This is a genomic window from Paenimyroides ceti, from assembly GCF_030409925.1.
Genome location: NZ_JAUFQU010000001.1, coordinates 838,884 through 863,882, shown reverse-complemented (window position 1 = coordinate 863,882; position 24,999 = coordinate 838,884). Strand labels below are relative to the sequence as shown.

General features: G+C 32.6%; 32 protein-coding genes and 1 pseudogene. 6 read left to right on the top strand and 27 right to left on the bottom strand.

Features of this window, described 5'->3' with window-relative positions:
• Nucleotides 1–216: 216 nt before the first annotated feature.
• From QW060_RS04145 to msrB, 3 genes are all read right to left on the bottom strand, one after another.
• The gene (locus QW060_RS04145) at nucleotides 217–765 is read right to left on the bottom strand and encodes a HutD family protein (RefSeq protein ID WP_290362391.1); all 549 of its coding nucleotides are present in this window, start codon (nucleotides 763–765) and stop codon (nucleotides 217–219) included.
• 143 nt (nucleotides 766–908) lie between these two features.
• Complete coding sequence (locus QW060_RS04140) at nucleotides 909–1,433, bottom strand: fasciclin domain-containing protein (protein WP_290364686.1); 525 nt, start codon at nucleotides 1,431–1,433, stop codon at nucleotides 909–911.
• Between the two features lie 133 nt (nucleotides 1,434–1,566).
• On the bottom strand, nucleotides 1,567–2,007 hold the full coding sequence (gene msrB / locus QW060_RS04135) for a peptide-methionine (R)-S-oxide reductase MsrB (RefSeq protein WP_290364685.1): 441 nt from the start codon (nucleotides 2,005–2,007) through the stop codon (nucleotides 1,567–1,569).
• Between the two features lie 139 nt (nucleotides 2,008–2,146).
• On the opposite strand from msrB, the gene QW060_RS04130 reads away from it, so the two are divergent.
• Nucleotides 2,147–2,701 carry an RNA polymerase sigma factor gene (locus tag QW060_RS04130; RefSeq protein WP_290362390.1) on the top strand — a complete coding sequence of 185 codons (555 nt, stop codon included), beginning with the start codon at nucleotides 2,147–2,149 and terminating at the stop codon, nucleotides 2,699–2,701.
• Nucleotides 2,701–3,525, top strand: a complete 825-nt coding sequence (locus QW060_RS04125) for an anti-sigma factor (RefSeq protein ID WP_290362389.1) — start codon at nucleotides 2,701–2,703, stop codon at nucleotides 3,523–3,525. The genes QW060_RS04130 and QW060_RS04125 overlap by 1 nt, the downstream gene beginning before the upstream one ends.
• Nucleotides 3,526–3,656: 131 nt before the next feature.
• On the opposite strand, the gene QW060_RS04120 is transcribed toward QW060_RS04125, so the two are convergent.
• The 4 genes from QW060_RS04120 to QW060_RS04105 all read right to left on the bottom strand — a co-directional run bounded on the left by QW060_RS04120 (nucleotide 3,657) and on the right by QW060_RS04105 (nucleotide 5,982).
• Entirely contained in the window at nucleotides 3,657–4,463 is an 807-nt protein-coding gene (locus QW060_RS04120) for a hypothetical protein (RefSeq protein WP_290362388.1), read from the bottom strand.
• 1 nt (nucleotide 4,464) lies between these two features.
• The gene (locus QW060_RS04115) at nucleotides 4,465–4,986 is read right to left on the bottom strand and encodes a heavy-metal-associated domain-containing protein (RefSeq protein WP_290362387.1); all 522 of its coding nucleotides are present in this window, start codon (nucleotides 4,984–4,986) and stop codon (nucleotides 4,465–4,467) included.
• 11 nt (nucleotides 4,987–4,997) lie between these two features.
• Complete coding sequence (locus QW060_RS04110) at nucleotides 4,998–5,477, bottom strand: TlpA family protein disulfide reductase (protein ID WP_290362386.1); 480 nt, start codon at nucleotides 5,475–5,477, stop codon at nucleotides 4,998–5,000.
• A 148-nt stretch (nucleotides 5,478–5,625) separates the two neighbouring features.
• Nucleotides 5,626–5,982 (bottom strand): hypothetical protein, encoded by a 357-nt coding sequence (locus tag QW060_RS04105; RefSeq protein WP_290362385.1) that lies wholly within the window; start codon nucleotides 5,980–5,982, stop codon nucleotides 5,626–5,628.
• A 385-nt stretch (nucleotides 5,983–6,367) separates the two neighbouring features.
• Between QW060_RS04105 and QW060_RS04100 the strand changes: the two genes are divergently transcribed.
• Nucleotides 6,368–6,766, top strand: a complete 399-nt coding sequence (locus QW060_RS04100) for a DUF6642 family protein (protein WP_397385720.1) — start codon at nucleotides 6,368–6,370, stop codon at nucleotides 6,764–6,766.
• Between the two features lie 21 nt (nucleotides 6,767–6,787).
• Here the strand turns inward: QW060_RS04100 and QW060_RS04095 are convergent, their stop codons facing one another.
• Nucleotides 6,788–7,255, bottom strand: coding sequence for a DUF1569 domain-containing protein (locus QW060_RS04095; protein ID WP_290362384.1), 468 nt, complete (start codon nucleotides 7,253–7,255; stop codon nucleotides 6,788–6,790).
• 275 nt (nucleotides 7,256–7,530) lie between these two features.
• Nucleotides 7,531–8,439, bottom strand: coding sequence for a 23S rRNA (adenine(1618)-N(6))-methyltransferase RlmF (gene rlmF, locus QW060_RS04090; RefSeq protein WP_290362383.1), 909 nt, complete (start codon nucleotides 8,437–8,439; stop codon nucleotides 7,531–7,533).
• A 200-nt stretch (nucleotides 8,440–8,639) separates the two neighbouring features.
• Here rlmF and QW060_RS04085 point away from each other — a divergent pair, with 200 nt between their 5' ends.
• The gene (locus tag QW060_RS04085) at nucleotides 8,640–9,110 is read left to right on the top strand and encodes a hypothetical protein (protein ID WP_290362382.1); all 471 of its coding nucleotides are present in this window, start codon (nucleotides 8,640–8,642) and stop codon (nucleotides 9,108–9,110) included.
• 125 nt (nucleotides 9,111–9,235) lie between these two features.
• Nucleotides 9,236–10,216, top strand: a complete 981-nt coding sequence (locus tag QW060_RS04080) for an endo alpha-1,4 polygalactosaminidase (protein ID WP_290362381.1) — start codon at nucleotides 9,236–9,238, stop codon at nucleotides 10,214–10,216.
• Nucleotides 10,217–10,394: 178 nt separating this feature from the next.
• On the opposite strand, the gene QW060_RS04075 is transcribed toward QW060_RS04080, so the two are convergent.
• Complete coding sequence (locus tag QW060_RS04075; RefSeq protein ID WP_290362380.1) at nucleotides 10,395–12,113, bottom strand: collagen-like domain-containing protein; 1,719 nt, start codon at nucleotides 12,111–12,113, stop codon at nucleotides 10,395–10,397.
• A 9-nt stretch (nucleotides 12,114–12,122) separates the two neighbouring features.
• Entirely contained in the window at nucleotides 12,123–12,590 is a 468-nt protein-coding gene (locus QW060_RS04070) for a T9SS type A sorting domain-containing protein (protein WP_290362379.1), read from the bottom strand.
• Between the two features lie 283 nt (nucleotides 12,591–12,873).
• Here QW060_RS04070 and QW060_RS04065 point away from each other — a divergent pair, with 283 nt between their 5' ends.
• Nucleotides 12,874–14,094, top strand: coding sequence for a LuxR C-terminal-related transcriptional regulator (locus QW060_RS04065; RefSeq protein WP_290362378.1), 1,221 nt, complete (start codon nucleotides 12,874–12,876; stop codon nucleotides 14,092–14,094).
• A 61-nt stretch (nucleotides 14,095–14,155) separates the two neighbouring features.
• On the opposite strand, the gene QW060_RS04060 is transcribed toward QW060_RS04065, so the two are convergent.
• The 16 genes and pseudogenes from QW060_RS04060 to QW060_RS03985 form a co-directional block, all read right to left on the bottom strand.
• Complete coding sequence (locus tag QW060_RS04060; RefSeq protein WP_290362377.1) at nucleotides 14,156–16,081, bottom strand: T9SS type A sorting domain-containing protein; 1,926 nt, start codon at nucleotides 16,079–16,081, stop codon at nucleotides 14,156–14,158.
• 395 nt (nucleotides 16,082–16,476) lie between these two features.
• Complete coding sequence (locus QW060_RS04055) at nucleotides 16,477–17,301, bottom strand: type II toxin-antitoxin system HipA family toxin (protein WP_290364645.1); 825 nt, start codon at nucleotides 17,299–17,301, stop codon at nucleotides 16,477–16,479.
• Nucleotides 17,302–17,364: 63 nt separating this feature from the next.
• Nucleotides 17,365–17,706 (bottom strand): annotated as a pseudogene (locus QW060_RS04050) (HipA N-terminal domain-containing protein); the annotation flags it as partial.
• Nucleotides 17,703–18,008 carry a helix-turn-helix domain-containing protein gene (locus QW060_RS04045; protein ID WP_290362376.1) on the bottom strand — a complete coding sequence of 102 codons (306 nt, stop codon included), beginning with the start codon at nucleotides 18,006–18,008 and terminating at the stop codon, nucleotides 17,703–17,705. The gene QW060_RS04045 and the pseudogene QW060_RS04050, both read right to left, overlap by 4 nt.
• A 78-nt stretch (nucleotides 18,009–18,086) precedes the next feature.
• The gene (locus QW060_RS04040) at nucleotides 18,087–18,221 is read right to left on the bottom strand and encodes a hypothetical protein (RefSeq protein WP_290362375.1); all 135 of its coding nucleotides are present in this window, start codon (nucleotides 18,219–18,221) and stop codon (nucleotides 18,087–18,089) included.
• A 198-nt stretch (nucleotides 18,222–18,419) separates the two neighbouring features.
• Nucleotides 18,420–19,400 carry a nucleotide kinase domain-containing protein gene (locus tag QW060_RS04035; protein ID WP_290362374.1) on the bottom strand — a complete coding sequence of 327 codons (981 nt, stop codon included), beginning with the start codon at nucleotides 19,398–19,400 and terminating at the stop codon, nucleotides 18,420–18,422.
• Nucleotides 19,401–19,451: 51 nt separating this feature from the next.
• The gene (locus QW060_RS04030; protein ID WP_290362373.1) at nucleotides 19,452–20,024 is read right to left on the bottom strand and encodes a nucleotide pyrophosphohydrolase; all 573 of its coding nucleotides are present in this window, start codon (nucleotides 20,022–20,024) and stop codon (nucleotides 19,452–19,454) included.
• Nucleotides 20,002–20,832, bottom strand: a complete 831-nt coding sequence (locus QW060_RS04025; protein WP_290362372.1) for a dCTP deaminase domain-containing protein — start codon at nucleotides 20,830–20,832, stop codon at nucleotides 20,002–20,004. Before QW060_RS04025 ends, QW060_RS04030 begins: the two co-directional genes overlap by 23 nt.
• Before the next feature lie 33 nt (nucleotides 20,833–20,865).
• Nucleotides 20,866–21,078 carry a hypothetical protein gene (locus tag QW060_RS04020; protein WP_290362371.1) on the bottom strand — a complete coding sequence of 71 codons (213 nt, stop codon included), beginning with the start codon at nucleotides 21,076–21,078 and terminating at the stop codon, nucleotides 20,866–20,868.
• Nucleotides 21,079–21,110: 32 nt separating this feature from the next.
• Entirely contained in the window at nucleotides 21,111–21,752 is a 642-nt protein-coding gene (locus QW060_RS04015) for an Nmad2 family putative nucleotide modification protein (protein WP_290362370.1), read from the bottom strand.
• Nucleotides 21,746–22,216, bottom strand: a complete 471-nt coding sequence (locus QW060_RS04010) for a TIR domain-containing protein (RefSeq protein WP_290362369.1) — start codon at nucleotides 22,214–22,216, stop codon at nucleotides 21,746–21,748. Before QW060_RS04010 ends, QW060_RS04015 begins: the two co-directional genes overlap by 7 nt.
• 39 nt (nucleotides 22,217–22,255) lie before the next feature.
• A complete protein-coding gene (locus QW060_RS04005; RefSeq protein ID WP_290362368.1) occupies nucleotides 22,256–22,765 on the bottom strand; it encodes a hypothetical protein in 510 nt (169 codons plus the stop codon).
• A 65-nt stretch (nucleotides 22,766–22,830) separates the two neighbouring features.
• Nucleotides 22,831–23,055 (bottom strand): hypothetical protein, encoded by a 225-nt coding sequence (locus QW060_RS04000; RefSeq protein ID WP_290362367.1) that lies wholly within the window; start codon nucleotides 23,053–23,055, stop codon nucleotides 22,831–22,833.
• 2 nt (nucleotides 23,056–23,057) lie between these two features.
• Nucleotides 23,058–23,723 (bottom strand): hypothetical protein, encoded by a 666-nt coding sequence (locus tag QW060_RS03995; protein ID WP_290362366.1) that lies wholly within the window; start codon nucleotides 23,721–23,723, stop codon nucleotides 23,058–23,060.
• 1 nt (nucleotide 23,724) lies between these two features.
• The gene (locus QW060_RS03990; RefSeq protein WP_290362365.1) at nucleotides 23,725–24,294 is read right to left on the bottom strand and encodes a toll/interleukin-1 receptor domain-containing protein; all 570 of its coding nucleotides are present in this window, start codon (nucleotides 24,292–24,294) and stop codon (nucleotides 23,725–23,727) included.
• Between the two features lie 2 nt (nucleotides 24,295–24,296).
• Nucleotides 24,297–24,998: a TIR domain-containing protein gene (locus QW060_RS03985; protein ID WP_290362364.1), complete on the bottom strand. Its 702-nt coding sequence runs from the start codon at nucleotides 24,996–24,998 to the stop codon at nucleotides 24,297–24,299.
• Between the last annotated feature and the right edge of the window lies 1 nt (nucleotide 24,999).

Sequence of the window (24,999 nt, the reverse complement as noted above, 5' to 3'; positions counted from 1 at the left end):
GGAAATGCAAAGTTATATGGTAACAGTTTAACAAATCATTATCTTTTCACATGGAATGTTAGATGAACATTAACAACCAATAAAAAGCATTCTATTTATTAACCGCTTCAATAAAAACAGCTGTGTTTTTACCGGCGCCAAATATAGTAAGAAAAACAAGTTTATTACAGAAAAAAGATACAGAGATATAAATAGCGTAAATGCCGCATTATTCCTTTATAAATTCATGAAGCCTACAAGACATTCCGCATTAAATTCAAATTGTATTGCTTCTTTTTTATTATTTTCTACCACCAACAGGTCATGTAATTCTATAATATGTTCAATACCCATGACCTTAACAGTTGTTGCAGATAAAGCAAATAATATAATTATTGAATCGGAGATGTTTTGTTGTTCCTTCGTTATTTTCATCCCATGATTTTTAATTTTGTCAGAAATCATCCAATTAAAATCAGTGCCTTTGCTATAAGAAATAACGGTATCACATGAAGCAAACTGCATTATTTCATCTTTTTGATACACTCGCTGTTCCCCATTTATCGTAACTGTTAACGTATTGTCCAACATTACCAGATAACGATGAAATCCTTTAAAAGCCGTAAACTCTGACGGTATCTGGTCTATAGTAGCACTGCTTATGCGGAATATAAAATTTCTGGTGTTGTATTCTGCATTCAAAGGAGAAATTACATACTCATACGTTAATCCTCCACTCCATACAGCGGGTATCAATTCTTTTTTAGAAAAAGTTCGTAGATGCATTTTTAGTTATAATAAAAAACAAATGTAGCTTTTTTAGCTTTTGTACTATATAAAATATTGCTGATAGAATAAAAAAAAAAACAGCTTACTATGAAGCTGCTTCTTTACCTATCAGGGGTCAGTAGTCTGTTGTTTACTTGATTTTATGGCATTAATACTTTATTAATTACATGAATTACACCATTTGACTGATTGACATCTGATATCGTAATTTTTGAATCATTTCCTTTGGCATCCTTAACATATAAATCATCTCCTTTTACCCAGAAAGTAAGTTCTTCTCCCTGTAAAGTTTTCATTTTTGCCATACCTTTATTTTTTTTAACCGCTGCAAGAATATCTTTTGCATTATATTTACCTGAAAGCACATGATATTTTAGTATTCCTGTAAGCATAGCTTTATTCTCCGGTAATAATAATTTATCAACAGTCCCTTTAGGAAGCATATTAAACGCTTCATTTGTTGGAGCTAAAACCGTAAAAGGCCCTTTTCCAGACAATGCATCTACTAAACCAGCCGCTTTGACTGCAGCAACCAAAGTGGTATGATCTTTAGAGTTGACTGCATTTTCAATAATGTTTTTACTTGGGTACATAGGGGCCCCTCCAACCATTACTGTTTTCTCTTTTTTAGACATGCTTTGAGCATTCATCGGATTTGTTCCCATAGTGAAAAGAAGTAATCCGGCAACTAAAACTTTTAAAGTCATTTTCATAATTTGTTTATTTTTAGATTTATAAATTGTTTATAGTATGATATACGATAAGAAATGATATTCTGGATTTATTATTTTTTATTTTTTATTTCATCGGTACAAAATCAAGACAAACTGAATTCATACAAAATCGTTTGCCTGTAGGTTCAGGTCCGTCATCAAAAATGTGCCCGAGATGCGAATCACAGCGTCCGCAAAGCACTTCTGTACGTTCCATATTGTATGACAAATCCTTTTTATAGATCACACTCGTTTTGCTCAGTGGCTGATAAAAGGATGGCCAACCGCATGAAGAAGCAAATTTTGCTGTTGACTGAAATAGTTTGTTTCCACATACAGCACAATAGTAGGTTCCTTTAATATCGAATTCATAGTACTTACCGGTAAAAGCTCGTTCTGTTTTAGCTTCCCGGGCAACCGCATATAATTCTGGACTCAGAATTTTTTTCCATTCTTTATTGCTTACCTGTAATTTTTCTGTATCGGTTCTTGAATAATAAGGATTGCTGTGCTTTTGAGCCTGCATGAGCCCTGCAAAGAGCAATAGAACGTATAGAAAAAATTTATTTGTTAAAAAAGTTTTCATATTGATGATTTTATAATGATTTACGATAAAAATTAAAAATTGGATTTAATTATTTTTACATTTGTAAAAAAAATAACCATTGAAAATTCCATCAAACACACTTACTGAAGAAGAATTAATTGTCTTACTGAAAAAGAAAGATGAGAAAAGTTATCATTACCTATATGATCACTATTCGCCTGCTCTGTATGGAGTAGCTTTGCGTGTTTTAGGCTCAAAAGAATACGCAGAAGAAGTTTTACAGGATGCTTTTATAAAAATCTGGAAAAATATTGAACATTATGATTCGGAAAAAGGTAGACTGTATACCTGGATGATCAACATTGTCAGAAATACGGCAATCGATTATTTAAAATCAAAAGGATATAAAAGGGATCAAATGAACCAACCGCTTCCAAAATTCGTACATAATAGTAAAGAATTTTCAGAAAGTGAAAAAGAAGAAAATATGGGATTGGATACAATCGTTTCCCGATTAAAAACAGAATGGAGAGAACTTATTGAACTGGCCTATTACAAAGGTTACACTCAAAAAGAAATTGCTGAACAGTTGAATATTCCTTTGGGAACTGTTAAGACAAGGACAAAGAGTGCTTTATTACAATTAAAAAGTTTTCTCAAAGATTTTAGATAATGAATATTAAAGAATACATATCATCCGGAATTATTGAAAGCTATATTCTTGGTCTTGCTACACCAGAAGAAGCAAGTATTCTCGAATGTATACAGAAAAATAATGAAGAAGTAAGGCTTCTTATTGCGGAAACACAAAAGAGTCTCGAAGAACTGGCGACAAGACAAGCTGAAGTACCTGCCACAGGCTTAAAATCAGCTATCTGGGACGCTATACAAAAAAGTGAATCAACCCAAGATACCTCATCATCTTTTACAACGAATAGTAAACCTATACAGATTTCAGATACAGTAACAGCACAGGCAGTTTCTGAACAGAAAAACAATTCGTCATTATTTATGAAAATAGCTGCTTCCTTACTATTGGTTGCCAGTATCGGATATAATTTTGTTCAGATGAACGACCGGGCAGCAAGTAAATCAGTTCAATTGGCAATGGAAGAAGAAAATGCTGTTTTATTACGTGACAAGAATGCACTGGAAGAAAAATGGAATATGATGAATGATCCGAATATGACTATGATTGCTCTAAAAGGTGTAGAAAAACATCCGGAAATGAAAGCGCATGTTTTCTGGAAAAAAGATACAAAAGAAACCTATCTTTCTCTCGAAAACCTACCAAAACCACCTGAAAATATGCAGTATCAGCTTTGGGCAATTGTGGACGGAAAACCAGTTGACATCGGAACGTATGCATTGAACAGTACCCATGTTGAAAAGATGAAAAAGGTAGAAAATGCTCAGGCTTTTGCAATTACACTGGAAAAAGAAGGTGGAAATGCAACTCCTACAATGGAAAACATGTATGTAATGGGAGGCGTATAATTACTCATTCTATGAAAAAAAATAAGGGCGCAAATTAGTATTTTGCGCCCTTATTATAAACTCCGGTTATTTCTTTATGAAACTTGTATACAACTATTTCTGAATCGATCAGAACCGTATACTAACGTCTCTTATTTAGTTACATTAAAAAAAGTGTATTCCAGTTTTAAAAACACTCCGTCAGCTACCGGACGATGCATCGAAGCATATAGCTGTTTCCGATAAGCGAGATCAATACGTGCCTGACTGTTAATGATAAATTGTATAGAAGGAACAATATCCATATACGAACGTCCGTTTTCCGTAATGGTCTGCCCCAGCAGTTCAATCATAGCATTAATATTCGTTTGCTTATAGCTTACATAACGCTTTGGATGCATAAGCCTTCCCACAGAAAAGGTATAATTCAAAGCACTTTTGCCTTGGAATTCAGGAAAATCATTTCCGTCATTATCCCATGCCTGTCCATAGCTTACACTGGAACTGATCGCTACTTTTTTTAGAAGCTGTGTCGCTACCAACCCGGCCTCAAAACCAGAATTTCTTCCCATGAGGTCTATAGGTTCCTGCTTGATAGGTGTTTTATTCCAGCTGTATCTTCCAAAAGCAGCCATTCTGAAATGACTTTGCAAATCATCTACTGAGAAAAAACGATATTTTACATAAGCTCCAGCTCCGGCTATATCAAGAGAATTTACGGAATTGTCAAGATAAGCCGATGCGCGCACCATGAAATTTTTACTGATTCCCCACGTTACTTCCGGAGAAAGACTATACATATTACTATCGGTAAGGTCATTTTTCATTAAAGACTGTCCAACACGTACACTGAGCGATCCGGCCGGAGCATTACTGGCGGGTTCCGTTACTACAAATAATTCCTGCGCATATATCCCAAAAGAGGTGAACATGCAAAACACTATTAATATATGTTTCATTTTATAGTGCTATTAAATGGTACATCTGGCTGTTTTCTGAAGAATAGCTTCCATGTTTTGCATACGTTTTTGATAGTTTTTTATATTCTTTTTGAGTTACAAATCCCTTGTCAACTACTTTATATTGAACTTGGGCAGAATTCATCTTTTTTTCATCCATAAAAACAAAAGACGTATCTCCTATTTTCGCTTTATAATTATCTACTTTTAGATTTTCAGGTTCCAAAGTTAGTACCATTGAACCAACGAAAAAACCTGCTTTTTCCACAGCATCTTTTAGAACTTTAGGACTCACCATCTGGTTATTATTAAAGGAAACCGTAAAAGTATTGGTATTTAGATCTGTAGTAATATCGGATACCTGTGACAGTGATTTTAATTGTTTATTGATGGCATTGGAACACATCGAACATGTAAGCCCTGTAGCAATTATGTCGACTTTTGAAATTTGTGAATAACCTGTAAGGCCTGTCATTAATAATAACAAGCTTGTAACTATTGTATATATATTGAACGTTTTCATGTTTATCTTTTTTATTTTTTAATATTTGAAATAATCTGTGCTTCAGTAGGATTGATTGCTATTAATTTTCCCGAACTATCGAACAAATAGGATGCAGGTAAAGCATCTGCTCCGAAAAGAACAGCAGATCTGGCATCAAATCCTTTAGGATCTATTAATTGCGGGTTTTTTAATCCATCTTTTTTTATGGCTTTGAGCCATTTATCTTTATCTGTATCTATGGATATTCCTACAATCTCAAAATTTTTGCTTTTGTATTTATCGTATAATTTTACAAGGCTTTTATTAGCCTTACGACATGGTAAACACCACGATGCCCAAAAATCTACCAAGACAACTTTTCCTTTAAAAGACTGAAGCTTTACACTCACATTTTTATCATTCTGAAGCGTTATATCTGGAAGAGTACTTCCTTTTTTTAATTGTGCATAAGCACCATTCATAGTCAGTAACAAAATTGTTACTACCCATAATTTATATATAGATTTCATTTTTTAGGTATTAGGTATCAAAAGTCTGATAAGAAAAACCTACTGCATGTCAGGTTTATTTCTTAAAAGACCTTTGATGTTTAATAGGATAATTTATACCTGAAACGGTATTTAAAAAGACAGACCTGTGGCTGTCAGGAGAATGGTTTTAGCTTATTTTAGGAGGAAGCCATATTGCACGAGAATCATTGGAATGACTGATTTCTACGTAAAAGTAATTTTGCTTTGTTTCTGAAAAATCAAAAAGAGTACTGTTATCTACCGCGTAAGTAACAAAAGATACCGTTACGTAAGCCGTAGGACAAGCACAGGAAACGCTTTTACAGCTTCCTTCACAATCGTGTTTCTTTTGCTTCGCTTGCTTTTTCTCTTTACAACATGACATTTCAGAAGGCATATTTTTACAACAAATCTTGGTTGCTTCTGCATTATGAGCCATAGCTGACTGTGGACCTATTAGAAGTCCTATCACAACCAATATCAGTATGTAAACTTTTTTTGCCATAGTAAAGTACAAATATAATTTTTTTATTAATATAATCTTTAAATTAAATGTTATAAGCAGTGTTAAACAATTCACAATATCGTTAATACATGCTGTTTAGCTATATATAATCTGTTTCAGTTTACAATATTAGTTATCTATTTAAATGTTCATTTATCTTTTATATTTCTTTACATATTTTACTTTTACCTTTGTTACTATAAAAGAATAAATGCTTATGTATTTACCGAATGATAATTCCAAAATTTTTTGCATGGAAAGTGTTGCTGATATAAATAATGAAGAAGACAGCAAAATGTTTCCTTACCTGGAACACATTGCGATGCGTTATTGAATTACCAATGTTTACAAAGCGTGTGACAGCATTGAAAGCTTTGAAGAAAGCATGAATGTATTATTATATGAAGACCGTAATTTTAAAGATTATGAAATTCTGTATTTTGTATTTTCAGGAACAGATGAAGCCATTCAGATTGATCAGTATTTTTATTCTCTAGAAGAAATTGCGGAGTTGTTTGAAGGTAAATTAACGGATAAAATTATTCATTTTGCCAATACCAAATCTCTGAATCTTGATTCAGAAACTGCTCAGTTTTTTCTTAGTATTACAGGAGCAAAAGCAATTTCCGGCTATACCCACCCCCATGCTCCTTTTAGCGGTGTGCTGGACTCAACCTTTTTCGGGTTTTATCAGGAAATTGACGATGTTACGGAACTCGTAGAAACACTGTTTGAAGAACACTACGAATTATGCCAACGCTTGGGGTTCCGATTGTATTATTAATATTCACAAAAATAGCTTTTATTAGTTTTTCAGAATATCATCGACAATCTTTAAATGATGATTGGTATGAATTTTTAAAAATTTTAAGGTTTTTGATTTATTCAAATGCCCAAGAAAGGGATGAGCGATATAAGCATTTTTTGATAAATGTGCTATTTGACTTAATTGATGTCTTGCTTTACTCATGAGTTGTATTATACTTTCCTGTGTTGGAATTTCAACAGGGATAAAAGGCTTTGGCGCCTCTATTTTTCCTTTTGGTACATATTCAAAAGTTAAAAACAGCCACTTCTTAATACTAAATACCGGTTGATAAGCAGATGGATCAGTAGTGGTAAGTCCTTTCAAACTACTGTTTATAATGAGTAATGAATGTTCAAGATGCCAGCCAACAGATGCTTTAGACACTTTGAGATTAGTATGATCAATTTCAGGTAGTCGTTTTTCTATTCGTTCCAAAATGCGCTCTATCTTCTCTACTGTATTCATATTTACTGAGTATCGTTTTTAATATCTATAGTAAAGATATTAAATTACCGTAAGTAATTTGCTATTGGTTTGAATAAACAATAGATAAGAAAGCCTGTTAATTGCTTAAAATTTTAATGAGATGATATATAATATTGTTGGAGAAGAGATATTCTACCGGCATAACTTCCAATCTCGATAAAGAATTGAAGAACATATGTCCGGTAAATTTTTGAATTTCTATACGTATCTGAGTGATTTTTGTGAAAGTAAAATTATATTGATAAAATATAAACCTAATACTTCCAGGCGAGAATGCGGCTTATTTTATTTCCCTGTTGCATATCAATCACACGTACTTCAGCCACACCAACTTTCTTTAACAACCGTTTTAAAGGATGTAAATGATCTTTATTTGCAATCAAAGAAGTAAACCAGTTCACCTGATTTTTATATTCCTTACTTTCTTTGATATAATTAGATATAAATTCCAGTTCACCACCCTCATACCAAAGCTCATTGCTCAGTCCTCCAAAATTATGCAGGGTTTGCTCTGGTTTTTTACCTTGTAAATTTTTGAGCTTGCGAAACGTTTGTTTGTAAGCCTCTTCTTTTGATTTAAAAAAAGGAGGATTGCATAATACTACGTGAAATTTTTCCGTGTCAGAGATGATATTTTTTAGTATATTTTTTTTGTTTGGTTGTAAACGTAAACTAATATTCGAAATTAAATTCGGATTATTGTTAATAATATAAGAGGCTGCCTCCAGTGAAACCGGATTTACATCAGAACCCACAAATTGCCAACCATATTCCGAAACTCCAATGAGAGGGTAAATTATATTGGCTCCAACTCCGATATCCAATATCCGTACATTACTACCTGTAGGAATGCTATTATGATTTGATTCTGCTAATAGATCCGCTATATAATGAATATAGTCAGCTCTTCCCGGAATAGGCGGGCATAAATTATCTTTAGGCAATTCCCAATACGTAAGTTTGTAAACACTCATCAGCAGGGCCTTGTTCAATAGCCTTACCGCTTTCGGATCAGAGAAATCAATTGTAGTATACCCAGAAGGATTTTTAATAATATAAAAAGACAAATCAGGAACATATATTTTCAGTTCATCAAAATCATATAATGTATTATGTTTATTACGCGGATGTAATTTCTTTTTTGATTCTTCCGTTTTTTTCATCCCTTAACTCTTTTTTACAAAATTAGCTTTTTTGCTCTTATCTTGCTTATTTATTGGATTTATCGATTTCATTAATTTCACCTCTGCTAAAATTCTCACTATCCAATTAAAAAATTAGGTTATTAAAATATTAATAATATATTTGCCACATCATTAACTAATAATATCTTATTATTCATTAAATTTTTACATAAACAATTATGAAAAAAGCATTATTTATTTTATCCTTCATTGCTGTAGGATTTGTTTCTTGTGATAAGAGCGACGATAACACCACCGATTCACAATCTAAACTGGTAGGTAAATGGAAAGTTACTTCTCATACTTATTCTGCTACTGTCAACAATCAGCCCATTCCTGATGAAGATATTGATTTAGGTAACATCAACGGAACTATATTTGAGTTTAAAGCCAATAATCAAATGTCTGTGACCCTATTAGATGAAGATACGAATCAATGGGTTACCACACAAGGTACTTACGTGTACAATCCAAGCGAAAATAAAATTACGACAACCCAAACTGAACCAGGTACGACCAATACATATACTGAAGTAATGTATATCAGAGATCTGAATGCAACTGTTTTTAATTTCAGAATGACACAAGAGGAAACCGAAGGAACAAATGTATATAAATTGGTTTTAGATGCTAATTGTACCAAACAATAAGTAGATAGAATCACTTAAACAATTTAAAGGATCAGATTTTCATCTGGTCCTTTTTTATGTGGTATATTCTTTATTTTTGTAAACCTAAAGATGAATATAACCCTATTTTTAAATTGCTGATTCAGATGAAAAATACGATTAGCTTACTCCTCATTCTCTCTTTGATTATGATTTCTTGTGGTAAAGAAGACGAAACAACCGATTCGGAAGGAATTTACAAACAGAGAATGCGTGAATTTGTAATAAATATCAGTCAATATTCAAAAACTCTAAAGCCTGATTTTAATGTTATTCCACAAAACGGTTTAGAACTTATATCTGATAACGGAAACGAGTCCGGTCAGCCACATATAGCCTATCTCAATGCCATTGATGCCAACGGTCAGGAAGATTTATTTTTTGGATATAATGCAGATGATCAGATCACACTATATCAGGATAACACTTATCTCAGAACATTTTTAGATATGTCAAAAAAAGTGGGCAATGTAATATTGGTGATTGATTATTGTTTTACACCAGAAAAAGTTCTGACTTCATATAATCAAAATACCAATGCTGGCTATATTTCATTTGCTGCCAACAAACGTGAATTAAATACCATTCCTACTTTTCCTACTCCTATTCCAATGGAAAATGCAAATGTTATTACCAAAATGTCAGAAGTAAAGAATTTTCTATATCTGCTGAATTTATCTTCCTATAATAGCAAAATTGATTTCATCAATGCCGTCACAGCTACCAATTATGATTTATTAGTGACAGACTTGTTTTTTAATGATGGTAGCAGTTTTACTACTGATGAAATTAATCAATTGAGAAATAAAGCAAATGGCGGTAAAAGACTGGTGATTTCGTATATGTCTATTGGAGAAGCAGAGGATTACAGATATTACTGGAAAAGCACTTGGAGCACACTACCTCCGGAATGGTTAGCCGCTGAAAACCCTAACTGGAAAGGAAACTATAAAGTAAAATACTGGAACAGGGAATGGCAGAACATCATTTATGGCAATGATACTTCGTATACAAAAAGAATTATCGATGCCGGTTTTGACGGTGTTTATCTGGATATTATCGATGCCTTTGAGTTTTTTGAAGAATAAAATCCTTTTTCTGTCTTTATTGTAAAAAACAATTATTCTCTTTTTTGGATTTTATAAAATGTTGTTTTTATTCAATATTACTAACAACAAATGCCCATTTCTACTATTATGCGAATGGACATTTGTTATTTTATATTCTCTCAATACAAACTATTGAGAAAATAAATCAGGAAACATACTAATTCATTTTTACAATGCTCAGATAAGTACTTCCATCTACAGTAAAGCTGATGGCACAAGTCGCACAGTTAGAGTTAGAGCCTGTACGGTAGAAAACTTTGATTTTATCACCTTCCTGTAATGGAATCATAAAGTTTCCTGAGCCTCTGGCATAAGATATTGGAGCTCCGGGTGTACCTACTGCAGGGCTATCTGTAGAATTACCTTGCAACAGAACACTTGCGGCACTTCCGGTACCATAATAATAAGTTGTATTGTTACCAGATATAACATGAACTTCCGGAAAAACCAATACCGGAGACGAAAATGCTCCAAAATCGTTTTCTACCATTGACAGACTGATATTATACAATCCTCCTTTTCCGGTTGGAACAGTAAAGGTATTGTTTGCTGTCCATGCAGAAGCACTAACTCCGGTTATCACAGTGTTAAAAGCAAATGTATAACGGCCATATGCAAATGGTCTGTTTGTTTGTGGAATTGTACTCGTCGCGAATAATTCTAAAATTGCACCTCCACCAGCATTCATCACTGGCGTTGTCCATTGTGTGTTATAGTTAGTTCCATCAACTTTTGTCAATATTTGTCCTGTTGTTCCCCCTTGAGGAACTCCAAATCCTTGCATTCCCTGTGGACCAGATGGACCTGTTAATCCCTGTTCACCTGTTTGTCCCTGTATCCCCTGTGGACCAGCCGGACCTGTCAAACCAATTGGTCCCTGTTCACCTGTCTCTCCCTGTATTCCCTGTGGACCAACTGGACCTGTCAAACCAATTGGTCCCTGTTCACCTGTCTCTCCCTGTATCCCCTGTGGACCAGATGGACCTGTTAAACCAATTGAACCTTGTGCACCTGTCTCTCCCTGAATTCCCTGTGGACCAGCTGGACCTGTCAAACCAATTGGTCCCTGTTCACCTCTTTCTCCCTGTATTCCCTGTGGACCAACTGGACCTGTTAATCCCTGTTCACCTGTCTCTCCCTGTATTCCTTGTGGACCAGCTGGACCTGTTAACCCGTTTGGTCCCTGTATACCTGTCTCTCCCTGTATTCCCTGTGGACCAACTGGACCTGTTAACCCGATTGGTCCCTGTATACCTGTTTCTCCCTGTATTCCCTGTGGACCAACTGGACCTGTTAACCCGATTGGTCCCTGTGCACCTGTTTCTCCTTGTATTCCCTGTGGACCTTCAGGACCTGTCAATCCTATCGGACCTTGTGCTCCTGTTTCTCCTTGTATTCCCTGTGAGCCTTCAGGACCTGTTAATCCCATCTCACCAGCTGGTCCGGCCGGACCTTGAGGACCAGGAACTGAGCTACCGGAAGTCTTAGCATACAGAGCGTAAGGCACGGTAAGCATCTGACTGGTACCCGTAATGGTATAGTTAGTTCCACCTGATACGTCTGTTTCTGATTTTATAAAATAGGGGCCGTTAGCCCAATCTATTTGTTCAAAAGTTCCGGATACAGGTGTCCCCCCACCAAATTGAAGTGTAATTAAACCATTTCCGTTGGATAAAAGTGTATGGGTTTCGCTGTAAACAGTGTTTCCTTCCGGATTTCCCTGCAAAACGCTAAGGCGAACACCAACCTGCTGATTGACAATCAAATGGTTGGCAGAATTCCTGATAACAGCCTGATAACTCATCATTTCAGGAGATTGGGAGTAAGCAGCTGAAAAACTGAACGCTAAAAATGCACTAAGTAAAATTTTTTTCATGTTTAATGTTTATTTTTTTATGAGTTTGAAGACTTTAACACTCACTGAATTATTCTTCAGTAAAAGAAAATACATAGCGGCTGGTAGATCATCCATATTTAAAGTGGACAACTGTTCTGAGAATATTCCTTTACGAACTGTTCTACCCAGAGCATCATAAAGTGTATAAGAGAGCTTTTTGTTTTCTGCCCCCATATTCACATACAATACATCAACTACGGGATTCGGATAGATTTCAAGTTTATGATCTATATTTTCCTCTTTAACTGACAGTACTTCCGATACCTCAAAGGGCTGTTGCACTCCTGCCCAAACGGTATTATCTGTATCGTTGATATCAGTGTATAAGACCTGACCAATACTGTAATTTACTACTCCGTCCTGTGATGCCATATCAGCACCAGATGCAACAATTGTTTGCTGGGCATGCATGGATAGTGTTCCTAATAGAACGCTTAAATACCTTTTTTTTATCATAGTATAGACTGTGTGTTTTACAAATTGAACTTCTATTTACAAAACTGTTGATAATAGTTGAAAAGATAAAAGCACAGTTAGGTAGTTATAGGGTAGTAGTTCCTTTATTAATTACTACTCTAAAGGGTAGTCAACAAGAAAAAAAATGATTATCAACTATTTACGATTTTATTAAAAACATCTTAAAAAACATCTCACATTACTAATATGATTGTTTAAAAAAAACAGATTTTATTGTTTATAAGTGCAAATGGATTTTTATTTTTGCAAGAAACAACACCTGATGAAAAACGTACTGCTCCTATTTGCCCTGTTGATTAGCGGTTTTATATATGCCAATAACATCACCATAGATTCTTTAAAAAAACAGATTGCAGCTGCTAACAATTCTGAGAATTATGATTTTTCAATACAATTGTTATCTACCTTTCTATCAGATAAAAATGTTTCTGCTTCTGATAAGTATCAGGCCTATCTCATCAAAGCCAATATTTACAGAAAATTATTCAAATATGAGCATGCTCTCCATCATCTGGATCTGGCATTAGAAGAAGGCATCAAAGGAAGTAATATTTTTACGGTACAACAGGAAATCAAAGCAGAAAGATCATTTATTTATTTTGATAAACAGGAGTTTGACAAGGCTGAGAAACTGTTGAAAGAACTGGAAAAAACAGCTTATCATTCGCTAAATCCAAAATACCTTTTGTTTCTATATACTCAAAAAGGCTACTTCTTGCTCAAAGATCAAAAATATGAGGCTTCAGAAAAAATATTAAATGAAGCATTGAAAATTGCAATGCTTCACTTTCCAACAGAATCGCCTATTGTTTATGGAAAACAAATTGAGCTATACAATCTTATAAACGATCCCATTAAAAGAGATCAAGCGTATCATTCAGGTATTGAAGCAGCTCAAAAAGCAAATAATCTAAAGTATGAATTCTATGTGCATGAAATCATGAAAAATGTTTTCAGCAGTAACAATGATTATAAAAATGCTTTTTATCATCAGAAAAAATGTGACTCCGTATTCTCGCTCTACAATTCAAATATCAAAAGCAGCAGAATAGAATTGCTGGAACAACAGTTAAAAGAACAGCAATATGAATATGAACTGAATCATAAACAAAATTTTCTCTTTTGGCTTATTTTATTCTCTGTTGTACTCATGCTTGTCGTTTTTTTACTAATCAAGCTGTATATGAATTCCAAAGAAAAGCAACTGCTTATGGAAGAAGAAAACCAGCGCATACATGAAGAAATAAGATATCATGTAAAGCTCGCAAAAACCGCCGGAGAACGTAAAACGAACCTTTCCTCTTTTAACCTTACCGAACGTCAATTAGCCATTATTGAACTCGTACAAAAAGGTAAAAGCAATAAAGAAATTGCTGCTGAACTTTTTATTTCCAGCAATACAGTAAAGTATCATTTGAAGACAATTTACACGCTGCTGAATATAAAGCAGAGAAACGAATTATTGATTTTATACTCTTCCTAAAGTTGAAGAGTTTATGTTTACCACTAAAGCACTTACAGTTTTACTGTTTTATCCTAAATCTTTATTTCTTAAAAACTTTTACTGTAGAAGTTGTACCCTGTGCTGTCGCCAGTTTTATAAGATAGATACCTGAAGATGCTCCACGCAAGTCTATCTGTGGAGGATTATTGAATACGCCTTTTTGTATTTGTTGTCCAAGTAGATTATACACCTCATAATTATACAAGGTTTCCTGTGTTTTTATATTGAGAATATCGTTGGTTGGGTTAGGATACACATTTACGTTAAGCTTATTAAACTTATCAATATCTGCAGATGTACCGCAAAGGCTGGCTGCCAGCTTGGCTACAAAAAAATCTTCATTTCCGGCACTTACCAAAGGTATAATACCCAATGTGTTGTTCATAAACAAATTAGCATTAAAAATACCACCGGTTATGTAGTTACCATCGTTATCTACAGCTACAGCACTCATCTGCTTAGTACTTACTGCTTGTCCCAGTATATCATGTACATTTATTACAGATCCGGTTTGCTTATTAAAACGTACTACTACAGGATCTGGTTGAAAATTTGCTCCTAATGGACGTACTATATTTATTGCGTCCCATGAATCAGCTCCGCCTTGAACACCAAAAGCAACTTCATTTCCATTAAGGGCAATACCTTTTCCTATGCGATTTGCAGTTGCTGAAACAGTTGAATCGTGTGCCGATGTTGACTGTACCCATTGTACGGTACCACTACTGTTAAGCTTGGCAATCATAGGCAACGTCCCATAATCGGCACCGGGTGTAAATAAATAAGGCTGGACAGAAGCATCAGTAGGATCGTATATTTTTAGATTGGTTTCATTTTGATTTTTTCTTACATTACCTCCGATATAAATATCTGAATTCGTATCAATCTTTAAAGAAGTTATACGATTGGTTGATATAGGCTGTCCATTTGTAGGTTGTGAATAAATTTCTCTAAGCCATTCCATACTACCATCTGTACCGCTGAATGCAATTATATACGAGCGGTTTACAACTGTTTTATTATCATAAGTAAACGGAGCTAAATTTGATCCGTCTTCTCTGGAATTAGCGATATAATAATGATTTAAAATATCATCATAAGCAAATGGGGTTGGCTTGCCAGGAGGAAAAAAACTATCTGCTGAAATAGGTAATACCATACTGCTTATATAATCTAAATCGGTATCATACTTTACTAAATGATATTGTCTGCTATAAGTCATAGTTGCCGAATCATAGGCATATTGGTCAGGCACAGTAACATTCCCGTCTAAATGCGTTCCCTTTACTAAACCAACAATAAAATGTAGGGTATCATTTTTTATTACGATATCAGAAATCTTTGCTTCGCTATCTACTACTGAACTGATAGTACCCTGCAAGGCTTTCTTTCCCTGATATTGCCCGTTACTATTATATTTCACCAAATAAATACGATTATAGGCTTGTGGATTAGGAAGCGGAGCTATCGAATGGTTAGCGTCCGGACTAAAAGAAACAGTAGTACTGAGAGCGTTTATCTGGACTCCTACATATACATTATCATTACTGTCTAATTCAAGGTTATAGGCAAAATCCCCGGAACTGCTCCCTCCAATTGCCTGGCTCCATCTTATTTGTCCGTCGCAGGTGGTAGAAAAAAGGAAAATATCGTCACCGCCTAACGAGCTGTTATAAACATCAACAGGATTTCCGTTGAGCTGTACCCCGATATTACCATACAGGCTACCTATAAAATAATAGTTATTGTCACTTCCTACTTTTACATCATAAATGAGATCGGCACCTTGTACTCCACCTGCGCTTACTGCCCAGCTCCACTCATATTGTTGTGCTGTGGCAGATATTGAGAATAGAACAAAAAGATTGGTTAACAGAAAGATTTGAAAATGAGATGTTAATATCCCGACATACTTTGCTACTCGAAGCGATGCTTTGAAATGGATTGTGGGTAGTTTGTTTTGCATAGACTATATTGTTTATTGTTTTCGGAAATAATGCTTTTTATATCTTTAGCGCTGTATAAGCTTCTTATTTTCTCTGAATTGGATAATATATTTTATTAAAAAAACACATGTTTTTATAAAAATAACAAAAAATATGTTAAAAAAAACAATTTAAACACCTTTTAGTCATATTCGAAATTTGTACCACAGGCATTGGCTAACAAAACCTATCTAAAAAAAAACGTTGTAGCATTTACTATAACGTTTCCTATTCTATATATGAACTATATTATTTACCGATACAATATCTTACCTCTCTTTGTTTACAAGGGGTTATAAGTAATGTGTTGTACAATAGTGGTACAGAAATAAATAAAATACTTTATTTAATATTTTTTTGATAATTGTATCATTGCTTATGATTTTGAAATTACCTTCTGAATTAGTTCTCTGTTAGGCTTACTGATTCCAAAATCTTTTGATAAAAGCATCCATTTAGCAAGTGCAGAACGAGTTTGTTCAATAACATTTTCTACGAATTCTTTTGACAACTTCGCTTCTAATCCTAATTTAGTAAGATGTTTGATACTTATATTTCGCCCTTCTCCCATAACCATTGTACTTTGTTCTCCTCCTGGGCCGCTAGAAAAAGTGAGGTCATATGCAGGTGATAATTTCCATTCGCCAAATTCATTCATCAGAAATGTGAAATTTTTTGAGTGATCGTCTCGATTGTGTGCCATCACATTAAAGACGGCTAAACGAAACATTTTTTCTACTTCTCTAATATCTTTTGTTAATACACCAGTTAATGATAGTAAGTCTTCATAATCAAGAGACGGAAATCTAAAATTGTTATGAATCAAACCGCTAACTGTATGCATGTGTAAACGTTTGTTTCCATTCCTATCAAAACGTTTTACAGCAAAATAGCCATTCCCTTTTTGTGATGGAAACAAATGAATCGTTGGCATTTCAATTCCAGCATCCAAAGCCATTAATGCGTAAACATATTCTATTGCACCGGCATCCATTCCATCTTGCGAATTCGGGAATTTTACCATCCAATGTTCAAAACCATTGCTTAACTGATCTGTGCCGTGTATTATGTTTTTTCTTTCAGAATCAACACCAATCAATGCTTTTGGTCGAGCTCCGGCAGAAGATCCATTCAAAGCTAAAAGTTCTGTAATGACTTCTTCTGATTCACCTTCTAAAACTTCTTCGGTGTGTGTAGCCAAAACATCCAAATCAATTATTTCATCGTTTATATTTAGGCTTTGATCGGGTTCATAAACTAAAGCACCCAAACCATTTAATCCAACATACGCTAAACGATCAAGCGGAGATATATCTGCCGGAGAAACACCTTCCGAACTCAGTAAACGATCAAAAAGTAACCTTCCCCAACCATCGGGTAAACTATCGTTGAAAACTCCCGCTAGACCTTCAAAAGGATTTTTAGGAAGCTCGATCACTCCACGTTTTAAAGATAATTTTATGGGAGAAATTTCTAAATTACTTTGCAAAAAAGCTTCATCATATTCAAAATAGATAATGCTATTACGAATTGCTAAACGCCCCACAGATTGAATTCCAGAACCGAAATTTAAACCTACTTTTATTTCTTTAACAGCTGTTTTCATTTTCTGTTTCCTCGCTTTCTAGTTGTTTTTTCCTCTGATTTTAGCACTTCATCAATAGATTTAAAATATTGCTCTTTGGGTTTTAAAGCATCAACTATCTCTTCTAATCCACCAACAACTGAAAGTATTTTTAAAAATGAATCCAAAGAAATTACTCCCTTTTGTTCAAATTTTCTCAATGTTGATAATGGGACACCAGCTCTTTCCGACAAACCTTCTTGAGTCAGTTCCATTTGTAATCGTCGAGCACGGATACTTTCAACGATTTTTTTTTGTATTTTTGATAAAGATATAAATAACATTATGGTAGCATTTAAGTAGCTTTAATCAAAACAACTACTACTATTGTAGTACAAATATACAAAAAAACTAATATTTTATTACAGCAATTTGTTTAGTTGTCTGTTTATACTTTTTATATAATCAGCTTGTAATTCTTTTGTAAGAAACGATTCTTGAATTAGTTTTTCTGCTTTTGGTATCCATTCTGAAATACGGTTAAAAGCAGAGTTCATTTGCTTTTCGTTAAGTTGTAATGCAGAAGCAAATCTTTCGAAATATTTTCGGTTGTGATTATTCTTCTCTCATTTAGCCAAACGCAGAGGACTAATTTCTTGTACTAGTTCAGATTCTTAAAAAAACATACAATGCATCCAATATTCTTAATATTTTATCAAGTTAATTAAAGTTTTCTAAATGCTTATATTTTAACTTTATAGAGGTACATTTAACTTCCATTTAGGTGGAAAAAGATAATCAATTTTATTCTTTTCAGGTTTATAGATTTGTTTGATTCTTGTTCTATTCGAAATTCCAGAAATCTCAGGATGTATAGCTCTTGAATATTTATCTACCTCACAAAATAAATTTTGACAGTCTATTAACTGAAGTTTTCTACCCCATAAATCCTTAAAATCTAGGTCTAATGCTTCAAATTGACTTTCTTGAATATCACACATAAATTTTATAACGTCTTCATCTGAAAAATCGCCACGGTCAATAAAGCATTTTTTTATTCCATCTTTAGCTCCGGGACCTGCTTTAACAAAATCCATTTCACTAAAATTTGTTAGTGTACTATAATTAATATCAATTGTGTATTGATATGCTAAAAAACTACCAAACGTAGGTACATTTAGAAGAATTTTATAAACCTCCTCCATGCTTTTAGCATTTTCAATACGTCTTAATAATTTACCACTTTGTACATACTGCTTTAATAATTCAATGTGGTTTTCATGTTTAAAATCGTATCCAAATATGCTTTTTCCTGATGTCATGATGTAAGCTCCTGAATAGATTACTTCTCTCGCTTTTTTAGCTTCTGAAAGTAATGTGCTGTATAGTTTAGAATCAAAATTTTCAACTGTGATAGTTTTAATCTCTGATTCTAAATATTTCCAAGTTGAAATCTTATTAAAAATTTTGAATAAAAGTATACGAAACAATAAATCATTTTTAGTGAAAGAAACTCCGTCTCTATAAATAACATTACGTATTAAATATTGGCTTACTCTATCGGAAGCTCTATATACATTAGTGAAACGATGACGTTCGAGTATTGGATCAGAAGTTAATGGGGTTATATGATTAATTTTATTAAAAAAGATATCCTGTCTTTTAGCCGCAAATTTCCAATATGTATCAAATACAATACTCTTTTTAGGTTTGCTTAACTTTTTAATTATTTCCATAAAAAAATTAAGCTGGAAATAATCCAGCTTATATATAAATTTAAAAGTAAATTAATTTATTTCTTCAAATTTAACTATTTTATTAGTTGTATCAAACAAAACGTTTCCACCTTTATTTTTCATAAGTAAAGAAAACATTTTATAAGCCTCAAATATAGCACTACGCCAATCTTCTGTGGTTTTTGTAGCAACTTCAAAAGGCGATGTCATTTCTTTTATAGTTAAAAGTAAATCAGAGTCTATATCATTTATATTTTGAAAAAAGTTTTTGTGTTTTGCTCTACTAAAAATCATTAGCGAAATACACTCTTCAGTAATTGTAGCTCTAGCTCCATCTTCAATTCGGTCTATTTCAATGTCACTTTTTCTTTTCCTTTTTAGCATTGATCTTGTACAAGGAGACCAACCAAGTAAAGCCGCAAAAGTAAGGTGAAAAATATCGTGGTATCTGTAACCATCGTTGTTATAAGAGTTATCATCAATAGTATCTCCAACAGGATTCCCATCAATAGTGACACGAACTTGTGGATAAGCTAAATAATCATACTCCTCAAATCTTACTTTAAAGTTTTGAGGTAAGTTTTCGTTATCAAAATGAAGACTATTTATTATTGAGCTTTTCATTTTTAATTTTCCTATTTATCAGACTATCAATCTTTGACAAAGATAATGAATCATTTAGATATAAATTACTTTTAGCCTTAATTTCTTCTTTGATAGATTTTTCTTTCAATCCCATTTCATATCCTTTTTTAAAAGTATCAGAGTCGCTCCATATTTTAATAGTAATTCCGATGGAAATAGTAGTTATTATTCCTGCAATCCATAATAATCTATTTATGAAGTCTTTTTGGCTATTAATTTTTTTCAAAAGTACGTGCGGTGAAGCCATTTCTCCATTAATTAATGGAGTTATATATTTTGATTCTATTGTATTTTGTCCTTGATGATTTTTGGAACTATATAAGTCTTCCTTTTCTAAAGGGGTTCTAATTTCGCTAAACCAAATTAAAAAGTAAGGACTACCTTTTGTTAATTGAATTTTTGAAGGACTAGCGTTATAAACAGAAAACAATAACTTCCCTTTAAAACCTGGATCTACATGAAAACCCGATACATTTATAAGCCCCTTTAATTTTTCAGAAGCCTTAATCGAAATAAATCCTAGTAAATTACCTGGCATATTGACTGTTTCTTCTGTTAACAATAAAGCAAATTGTCCTGGATTGATAGTTATTACATCTTTTTTATCTGTCAAAATTGTTTTAACTTGTTTTTTATTATCGGTGAGATAAACCTCTTTACCAAGCTTTAGTTCATAAGAAGCTTGTTTTAAATTATCTTTTTCATAACAACATGTGTCATTGTCATCTAATATAATATTCTCTTTACACAGAATATCTTTTAGATCTTCTTTTCCTAAAAATGCCATAATTTATAAAGTGTGTTTTAAAATTTGTTAAATTCAAATAGTTTCCTTATTATAAACTAATAATTCCTTATGAGTTTTGAGTAAAATTAACGCCGAAAGAAAAAAACCAATCCCCAAACCAATAAACAAACCTACCCAAAAATGTTCAAAAATACACCCTATTGCTCCTCCTATAAATAAAGCACCGAGTATTATGCAAATAATACTTAAATTAAATATTTTTTCTCTTTTTATTTTCCAACTCATTATATAATTTTTATGTCCAATTGTTTTAATTTCTAAAAAAGCTTAGTTTGTATATGGTTCATCCAATCAATTGGGTCTCCTGTAATTCCTTTTGTTTGTGTTTTTTTAATCCAGTCAATAAGTTCTATAGCTAGTGGAGTCTGGTTTTTCTTTTCACCAACACCATACTTGAATAATTCAAAAAATTTTGTTGGTACCTCTATTAAATTGTCACCAAAATAATAGAAGTTATCACTAATTATAACATTTTTGCCGCTTAAATCTTTTTTATGATGATTAATATTCATTGAACCATCAGAGTTTGAATGTGCTGAATCTAATTGTCCCCAATTGTTATTAATAGGATAATAAATATTATCACCATATTTGCGAGCTAATGAACCATTTACATTTGGTCTTTTAACAAAAAATCTTGGGTCATTCCAATACTCTTCCAAAGTTAGAATTTCACTTACCTCCATGGCACATATAATCTTATTAATGTAATGTCCAGAAGGTCTTTTCAACCTTTTCTCCAGTGCCACAGATCCAGTACCAACAATCCAATCTCCAATTTTTAATAATTTACTTTTGCGAATTTTTGGTTTACAGACAGCTAAGGTACAGTAACCCCAAAAAGGATTAGGTGCGAGACCTAGATCATGGTCAATTACATAGGTATATACACTTAACATTTTACTCTTTGTATTGCGTAATTTGGGCTGTTTGAATTATGGTTGTTATCGTTACTCTCTTCAATTAAATCTCCTATTCTATCAACAGAATTCCAACCTATTATATTCACATTATTTTCCTTTAAAGCCTTTGGAATTTCTACCTTATCTTTATCACCGTGGTTATAAATTCCTATAATTTTTTTTCCTTGTTTAATAGCTTCTTTTATTTCAAAATCCACCCAAGGACGTGTATGTGTCTTATCACCAATAACACAAACAAATGTACTAGAAGCTGCTATCCTAGCTTTTAAATATCGCTCAATAACCGCTTTTGAAGGAGTACGTCCATCTTTATGCTTTGTACTATCTACCGAATAATTACGTACATCGTATCCTGAATCAATTAACCTTTTTTTTAGGTCTTGTACTTTATCATCATCTTTATAATAATGACTAATAAAAATGTTATGTTTTTTACCCATATTGTTTTATGTTAAAGATTTTAATACTATCAAATAAATTTATTTTACTTGACTAAATTCTTTCAACTCATATAAATAATCTAGTGCTCTTTTGTCAGTGAGAGCGTTATTCATATAAGTAAGTAAGGATTTAAATTTTGTAAAATTATTTTTCCAATTATTCAAATCATTAATTGATAATTTAGTTAGGTGATCAGTATCTAAATTGTATTCTATATTCAACTTATCTGAAAAAGTTCGATCACTTTCAAAAATTGGTTGCACTCTATATTCCTTTAATTCCTTTTTTCTTGTCAATTTAGTCATTCCTATTTTTGAATAAATCCAAGGAGACACTACTTTATTCACAACGTCTCTTGGTTTGACAGAGTATGGAGTATTAACAAAAATGATACACTCACAAGCATCTATCATTTGCATCAATGCTGCATTAAGCATCATATGAACATGACTTGAAGCATATAAAACTTTATCATAAATGTACTTCTCATCAAGGTTTTTACTATATTTTTCGTCTATAATTTTTTGTAGATTTTTAGAATTCCCCAAAATACAGGAATCAATAAAAACATTTAAATCAAATGTATGTTTTAACCATCCGGCAAATGCTATTACTAAATCTTTATCTGCATGAGAATGGGATAAAAAACATCAGCCTTAATTTTTGGAAACCAAGCTGATTGCATTTTATCGCCATTAAGACTTCCATTTGCATTTATGAAGCTTTCAAGCGTCTTTGTTACTGTTCTTTTATACTTATTAAAACTTCTTCTTCCAATTTCATAAAAAGCTTCAAAAGCTTCAAAATCTAAATTCTTTAATTCAAAACCTATGTACATAACTAATTTTTTGAAGAATTAATTTCATATTTGCATATTGTTGTAGAGACTATTTTTTTTGAGTAGCTATTAAACATCGAATGATTAACTAATAATAACAAAATAATCATTGTACCATAAATTGAAACTATTGTACGACCTATAAAACAAGTCCAATATTTACATAATTGATTTTTAGGCATAACATAAGTAACAAAGAAAATAGATAGAAATACTAGTGCAACTGAAAAAATAATTTTGAAAATCATTTCATCTATAAATGTAACAGAAAATATAAATCCTAAAAAGCATAAAAATGAACTTATCCAATATATTCGTTTATTTGAATTTGAAGGAAAGTAATTCTCAAAGTTCATATCTAAAATTAAGCTATTGTTGCTATTGAATTGCTCAATAGTTTTCGTATAAATTGAAATATACCTTCTTTCTTGCTGTAAAAAATAAGCGTTAAATGACCAAAATAATACTATTACTAACAATAGTATTACCATCTCGATAGGGAAGTTATAAGTGGAATTATAAAATAAATATTTCCCCTCAATTTCTGTAAAACTTATAATTACCCCAATCAATGTAATTGCCCAACCTTTTATGATAAATGAATTTGTACTCATACGGTTAATTGTATTCTGTATAAACTCTAAATGCTTTAATACTTTGTCATCCATATTATTTTGATTTTAGCCAATCTTTTAATGAAACAACTCTGTTATCGGGGAATACAACATAAGCACCTGCATGTCTATAGCTAGATTTAAAATAAGTCATTGCTTCAAAATTTACTATATATGGATAGATTTGTAAATATTCATTTCCACTAAAATCTGAGTAATCCTTTTTAATAGGAAGGATCGCAATATTATTTATATACTTAGCTGCATCACCTAGTCCAAGTTCCCAATTACACCATTTTGAATTAATAGCGTTTTCTGTTGCTAATAATATGAATTTATCATTTTCTTTAATTTTTTCTTTAATTCTTGAGGCTGTAATTCCAGATGTGGTTTTCGGCATTCCATCATCCAACCAATCAACATAAACATCAACACCGTGTTTTTTTAGAAAAAAAATTGCACCTTCTAACTGCTCTAACTCATCGTGTTTGTGTGAAAGAAAAATTTTTGTTTTTAAAAATTTTGATTCTGCTTTAAACTCACGTAGAGATTCATTTAAAGTCTTATATGATAGATGAACAGATTTTCTGTATGATTTTAATTTTGATTCTGTAATAAAACTCATAATTAGTCTAAGTTTATATGCACATCGTATGCATCTTTATTGTTCTTTATTTCAATTGCTTTCTCTAAATAATTATTGTAATTATTTCCGTTCATAAAATCATTCCATTTTACGGTTTTAAAAAAAGAAGGTTCATCATTAATGTAGATCTGTCTACCACCACACTTTCTAAATTTTTTATCAATAATATTAAAAGTATTATCTTTTAATATTTTGAAAAGTTTCCCTGTGTAATTCGTTGTACAATTACAGTCGGCTTTATAATCAAAATACCAATCATAGGAACCCGTTTCGTCTGGTAAAACAATACCTAATATTGCATTCATTTGTTTGGTATTTCCACCAGTTGGAATAGTGCGTAATGAATAAGATACTTCCCAAGGAACCCACTGTTCATTCTCTGGATCCGATGTTTTCATCCCTTTTGAGATTAATACTATCGTTATTGAGCATTGTCTAATCTTTCTTTTAAGAGATGTTTCAATATGACCATCAGAAAAATCTACTAAACTTTCTCCATCTTTTTCTCCAAGATTTATATTGTCTTTTCCAATTTTTAATTGAAGTTTATCTACATAATCACGTGCTATAGTTTTTCTTGAAACTAATTCTAGTTCACCATTTACAATGACAATCTTAGTTTTTCTTAAATCTGCAACCAAATCATCTTTATACTTATACGAGACAAAAACTTTTCTTGCCATA

What these genes read in the sequence shown, in the direction of transcription:
- QW060_RS04145 (WP_290362391.1), bottom strand. Translation starts at nt 765, where the DNA reads ATGCATCTACGAACTTTTTCTAAAAAAGAATTGATACCCGCTGTATGG.
- QW060_RS04140 (WP_290364686.1), bottom strand. Translation starts at nt 1,433, where the DNA reads ATGGGAACAAATCCGATGAATGCTCAAAGCATGTCTAAAAAAGAGAAA.
- msrB (WP_290364685.1), bottom strand. Translation starts at nt 2,007, where the DNA reads ATGCAGGCTCAAAAGCACAGCAATCCTTATTATTCAAGAACCGATACA.
- QW060_RS04125 (WP_290362389.1), top strand. Translation starts at nt 2,701, where the DNA reads ATGAATATTAAAGAATACATATCATCCGGAATTATTGAAAGCTATATT.
- QW060_RS04120 (WP_290362388.1), bottom strand. Translation starts at nt 4,463, where the DNA reads ATGAAACATATATTAATAGTGTTTTGCATGTTCACCTCTTTTGGGATA.
- QW060_RS04115 (WP_290362387.1), bottom strand. Translation starts at nt 4,986, where the DNA reads ATGAAAACGTTCAATATATATACAATAGTTACAAGCTTGTTATTATTA.
- QW060_RS04110 (WP_290362386.1), bottom strand. Translation starts at nt 5,477, where the DNA reads ATGAAATCTATATATAAATTATGGGTAGTAACAATTTTGTTACTGACT.
- QW060_RS04105 (WP_290362385.1), bottom strand. Translation starts at nt 5,982, where the DNA reads ATGGCAAAAAAAGTTTACATACTGATATTGGTTGTGATAGGACTTCTA.
- QW060_RS04100 (WP_397385720.1), top strand. Translation starts at nt 6,368, where the DNA reads ATGAATGTATTATTATATGAAGACCGTAATTTTAAAGATTATGAAATT.
- QW060_RS04095 (WP_290362384.1), bottom strand. Translation starts at nt 7,255, where the DNA reads ATGAATACAGTAGAGAAGATAGAGCGCATTTTGGAACGAATAGAAAAA.
- rlmF (WP_290362383.1), bottom strand. Translation starts at nt 8,439, where the DNA reads ATGAAAAAAACGGAAGAATCAAAAAAGAAATTACATCCGCGTAATAAA.
- QW060_RS04085 (WP_290362382.1), top strand. Translation starts at nt 8,640, where the DNA reads ATGAAAAAAGCATTATTTATTTTATCCTTCATTGCTGTAGGATTTGTT.
- QW060_RS04080 (WP_290362381.1), top strand. Translation starts at nt 9,236, where the DNA reads ATGAAAAATACGATTAGCTTACTCCTCATTCTCTCTTTGATTATGATT.
- QW060_RS04075 (WP_290362380.1), bottom strand. Translation starts at nt 12,113, where the DNA reads ATGAAAAAAATTTTACTTAGTGCATTTTTAGCGTTCAGTTTTTCAGCT.
- QW060_RS04070 (WP_290362379.1), bottom strand. Translation starts at nt 12,590, where the DNA reads ATGATAAAAAAAAGGTATTTAAGCGTTCTATTAGGAACACTATCCATG.
- QW060_RS04065 (WP_290362378.1), top strand. Translation starts at nt 12,874, where the DNA reads ATGAAAAACGTACTGCTCCTATTTGCCCTGTTGATTAGCGGTTTTATA.
- QW060_RS04060 (WP_290362377.1), bottom strand. Translation starts at nt 16,081, where the DNA reads ATGCAAAACAAACTACCCACAATCCATTTCAAAGCATCGCTTCGAGTA.
- QW060_RS04045 (WP_290362376.1), bottom strand. Translation starts at nt 18,008, where the DNA reads ATGTTATTTATATCTTTATCAAAAATACAAAAAAAAATCGTTGAAAGT.
- QW060_RS04040 (WP_290362375.1), bottom strand. Translation starts at nt 18,221, where the DNA reads ATGAACTCTGCTTTTAACCGTATTTCAGAATGGATACCAAAAGCAGAA.
- QW060_RS04035 (WP_290362374.1), bottom strand. Translation starts at nt 19,400, where the DNA reads ATGGAAATAATTAAAAAGTTAAGCAAACCTAAAAAGAGTATTGTATTT.
- QW060_RS04030 (WP_290362373.1), bottom strand. Translation starts at nt 20,024, where the DNA reads ATGAAAAGCTCAATAATAAATAGTCTTCATTTTGATAACGAAAACTTA.
- QW060_RS04025 (WP_290362372.1), bottom strand. Translation starts at nt 20,832, where the DNA reads ATGGCATTTTTAGGAAAAGAAGATCTAAAAGATATTCTGTGTAAAGAG.
- QW060_RS04020 (WP_290362371.1), bottom strand. Translation starts at nt 21,078, where the DNA reads ATGAGTTGGAAAATAAAAAGAGAAAAAATATTTAATTTAAGTATTATT.
- QW060_RS04015 (WP_290362370.1), bottom strand. Translation starts at nt 21,752, where the DNA reads ATGTTAAGTGTATATACCTATGTAATTGACCATGATCTAGGTCTCGCA.
- QW060_RS04010 (WP_290362369.1), bottom strand. Translation starts at nt 22,216, where the DNA reads ATGGGTAAAAAACATAACATTTTTATTAGTCATTATTATAAAGATGAT.
- QW060_RS04000 (WP_290362367.1), bottom strand. Translation starts at nt 23,055, where the DNA reads ATGTACATAGGTTTTGAATTAAAGAATTTAGATTTTGAAGCTTTTGAA.
- QW060_RS03995 (WP_290362366.1), bottom strand. Translation starts at nt 23,723, where the DNA reads ATGGATGACAAAGTATTAAAGCATTTAGAGTTTATACAGAATACAATT.
- QW060_RS03990 (WP_290362365.1), bottom strand. Translation starts at nt 24,294, where the DNA reads ATGAGTTTTATTACAGAATCAAAATTAAAATCATACAGAAAATCTGTT.
- QW060_RS03985 (WP_290362364.1), bottom strand. Translation starts at nt 24,998, where the DNA reads ATGGCAAGAAAAGTTTTTGTCTCGTATAAGTATAAAGATGATTTGGTT.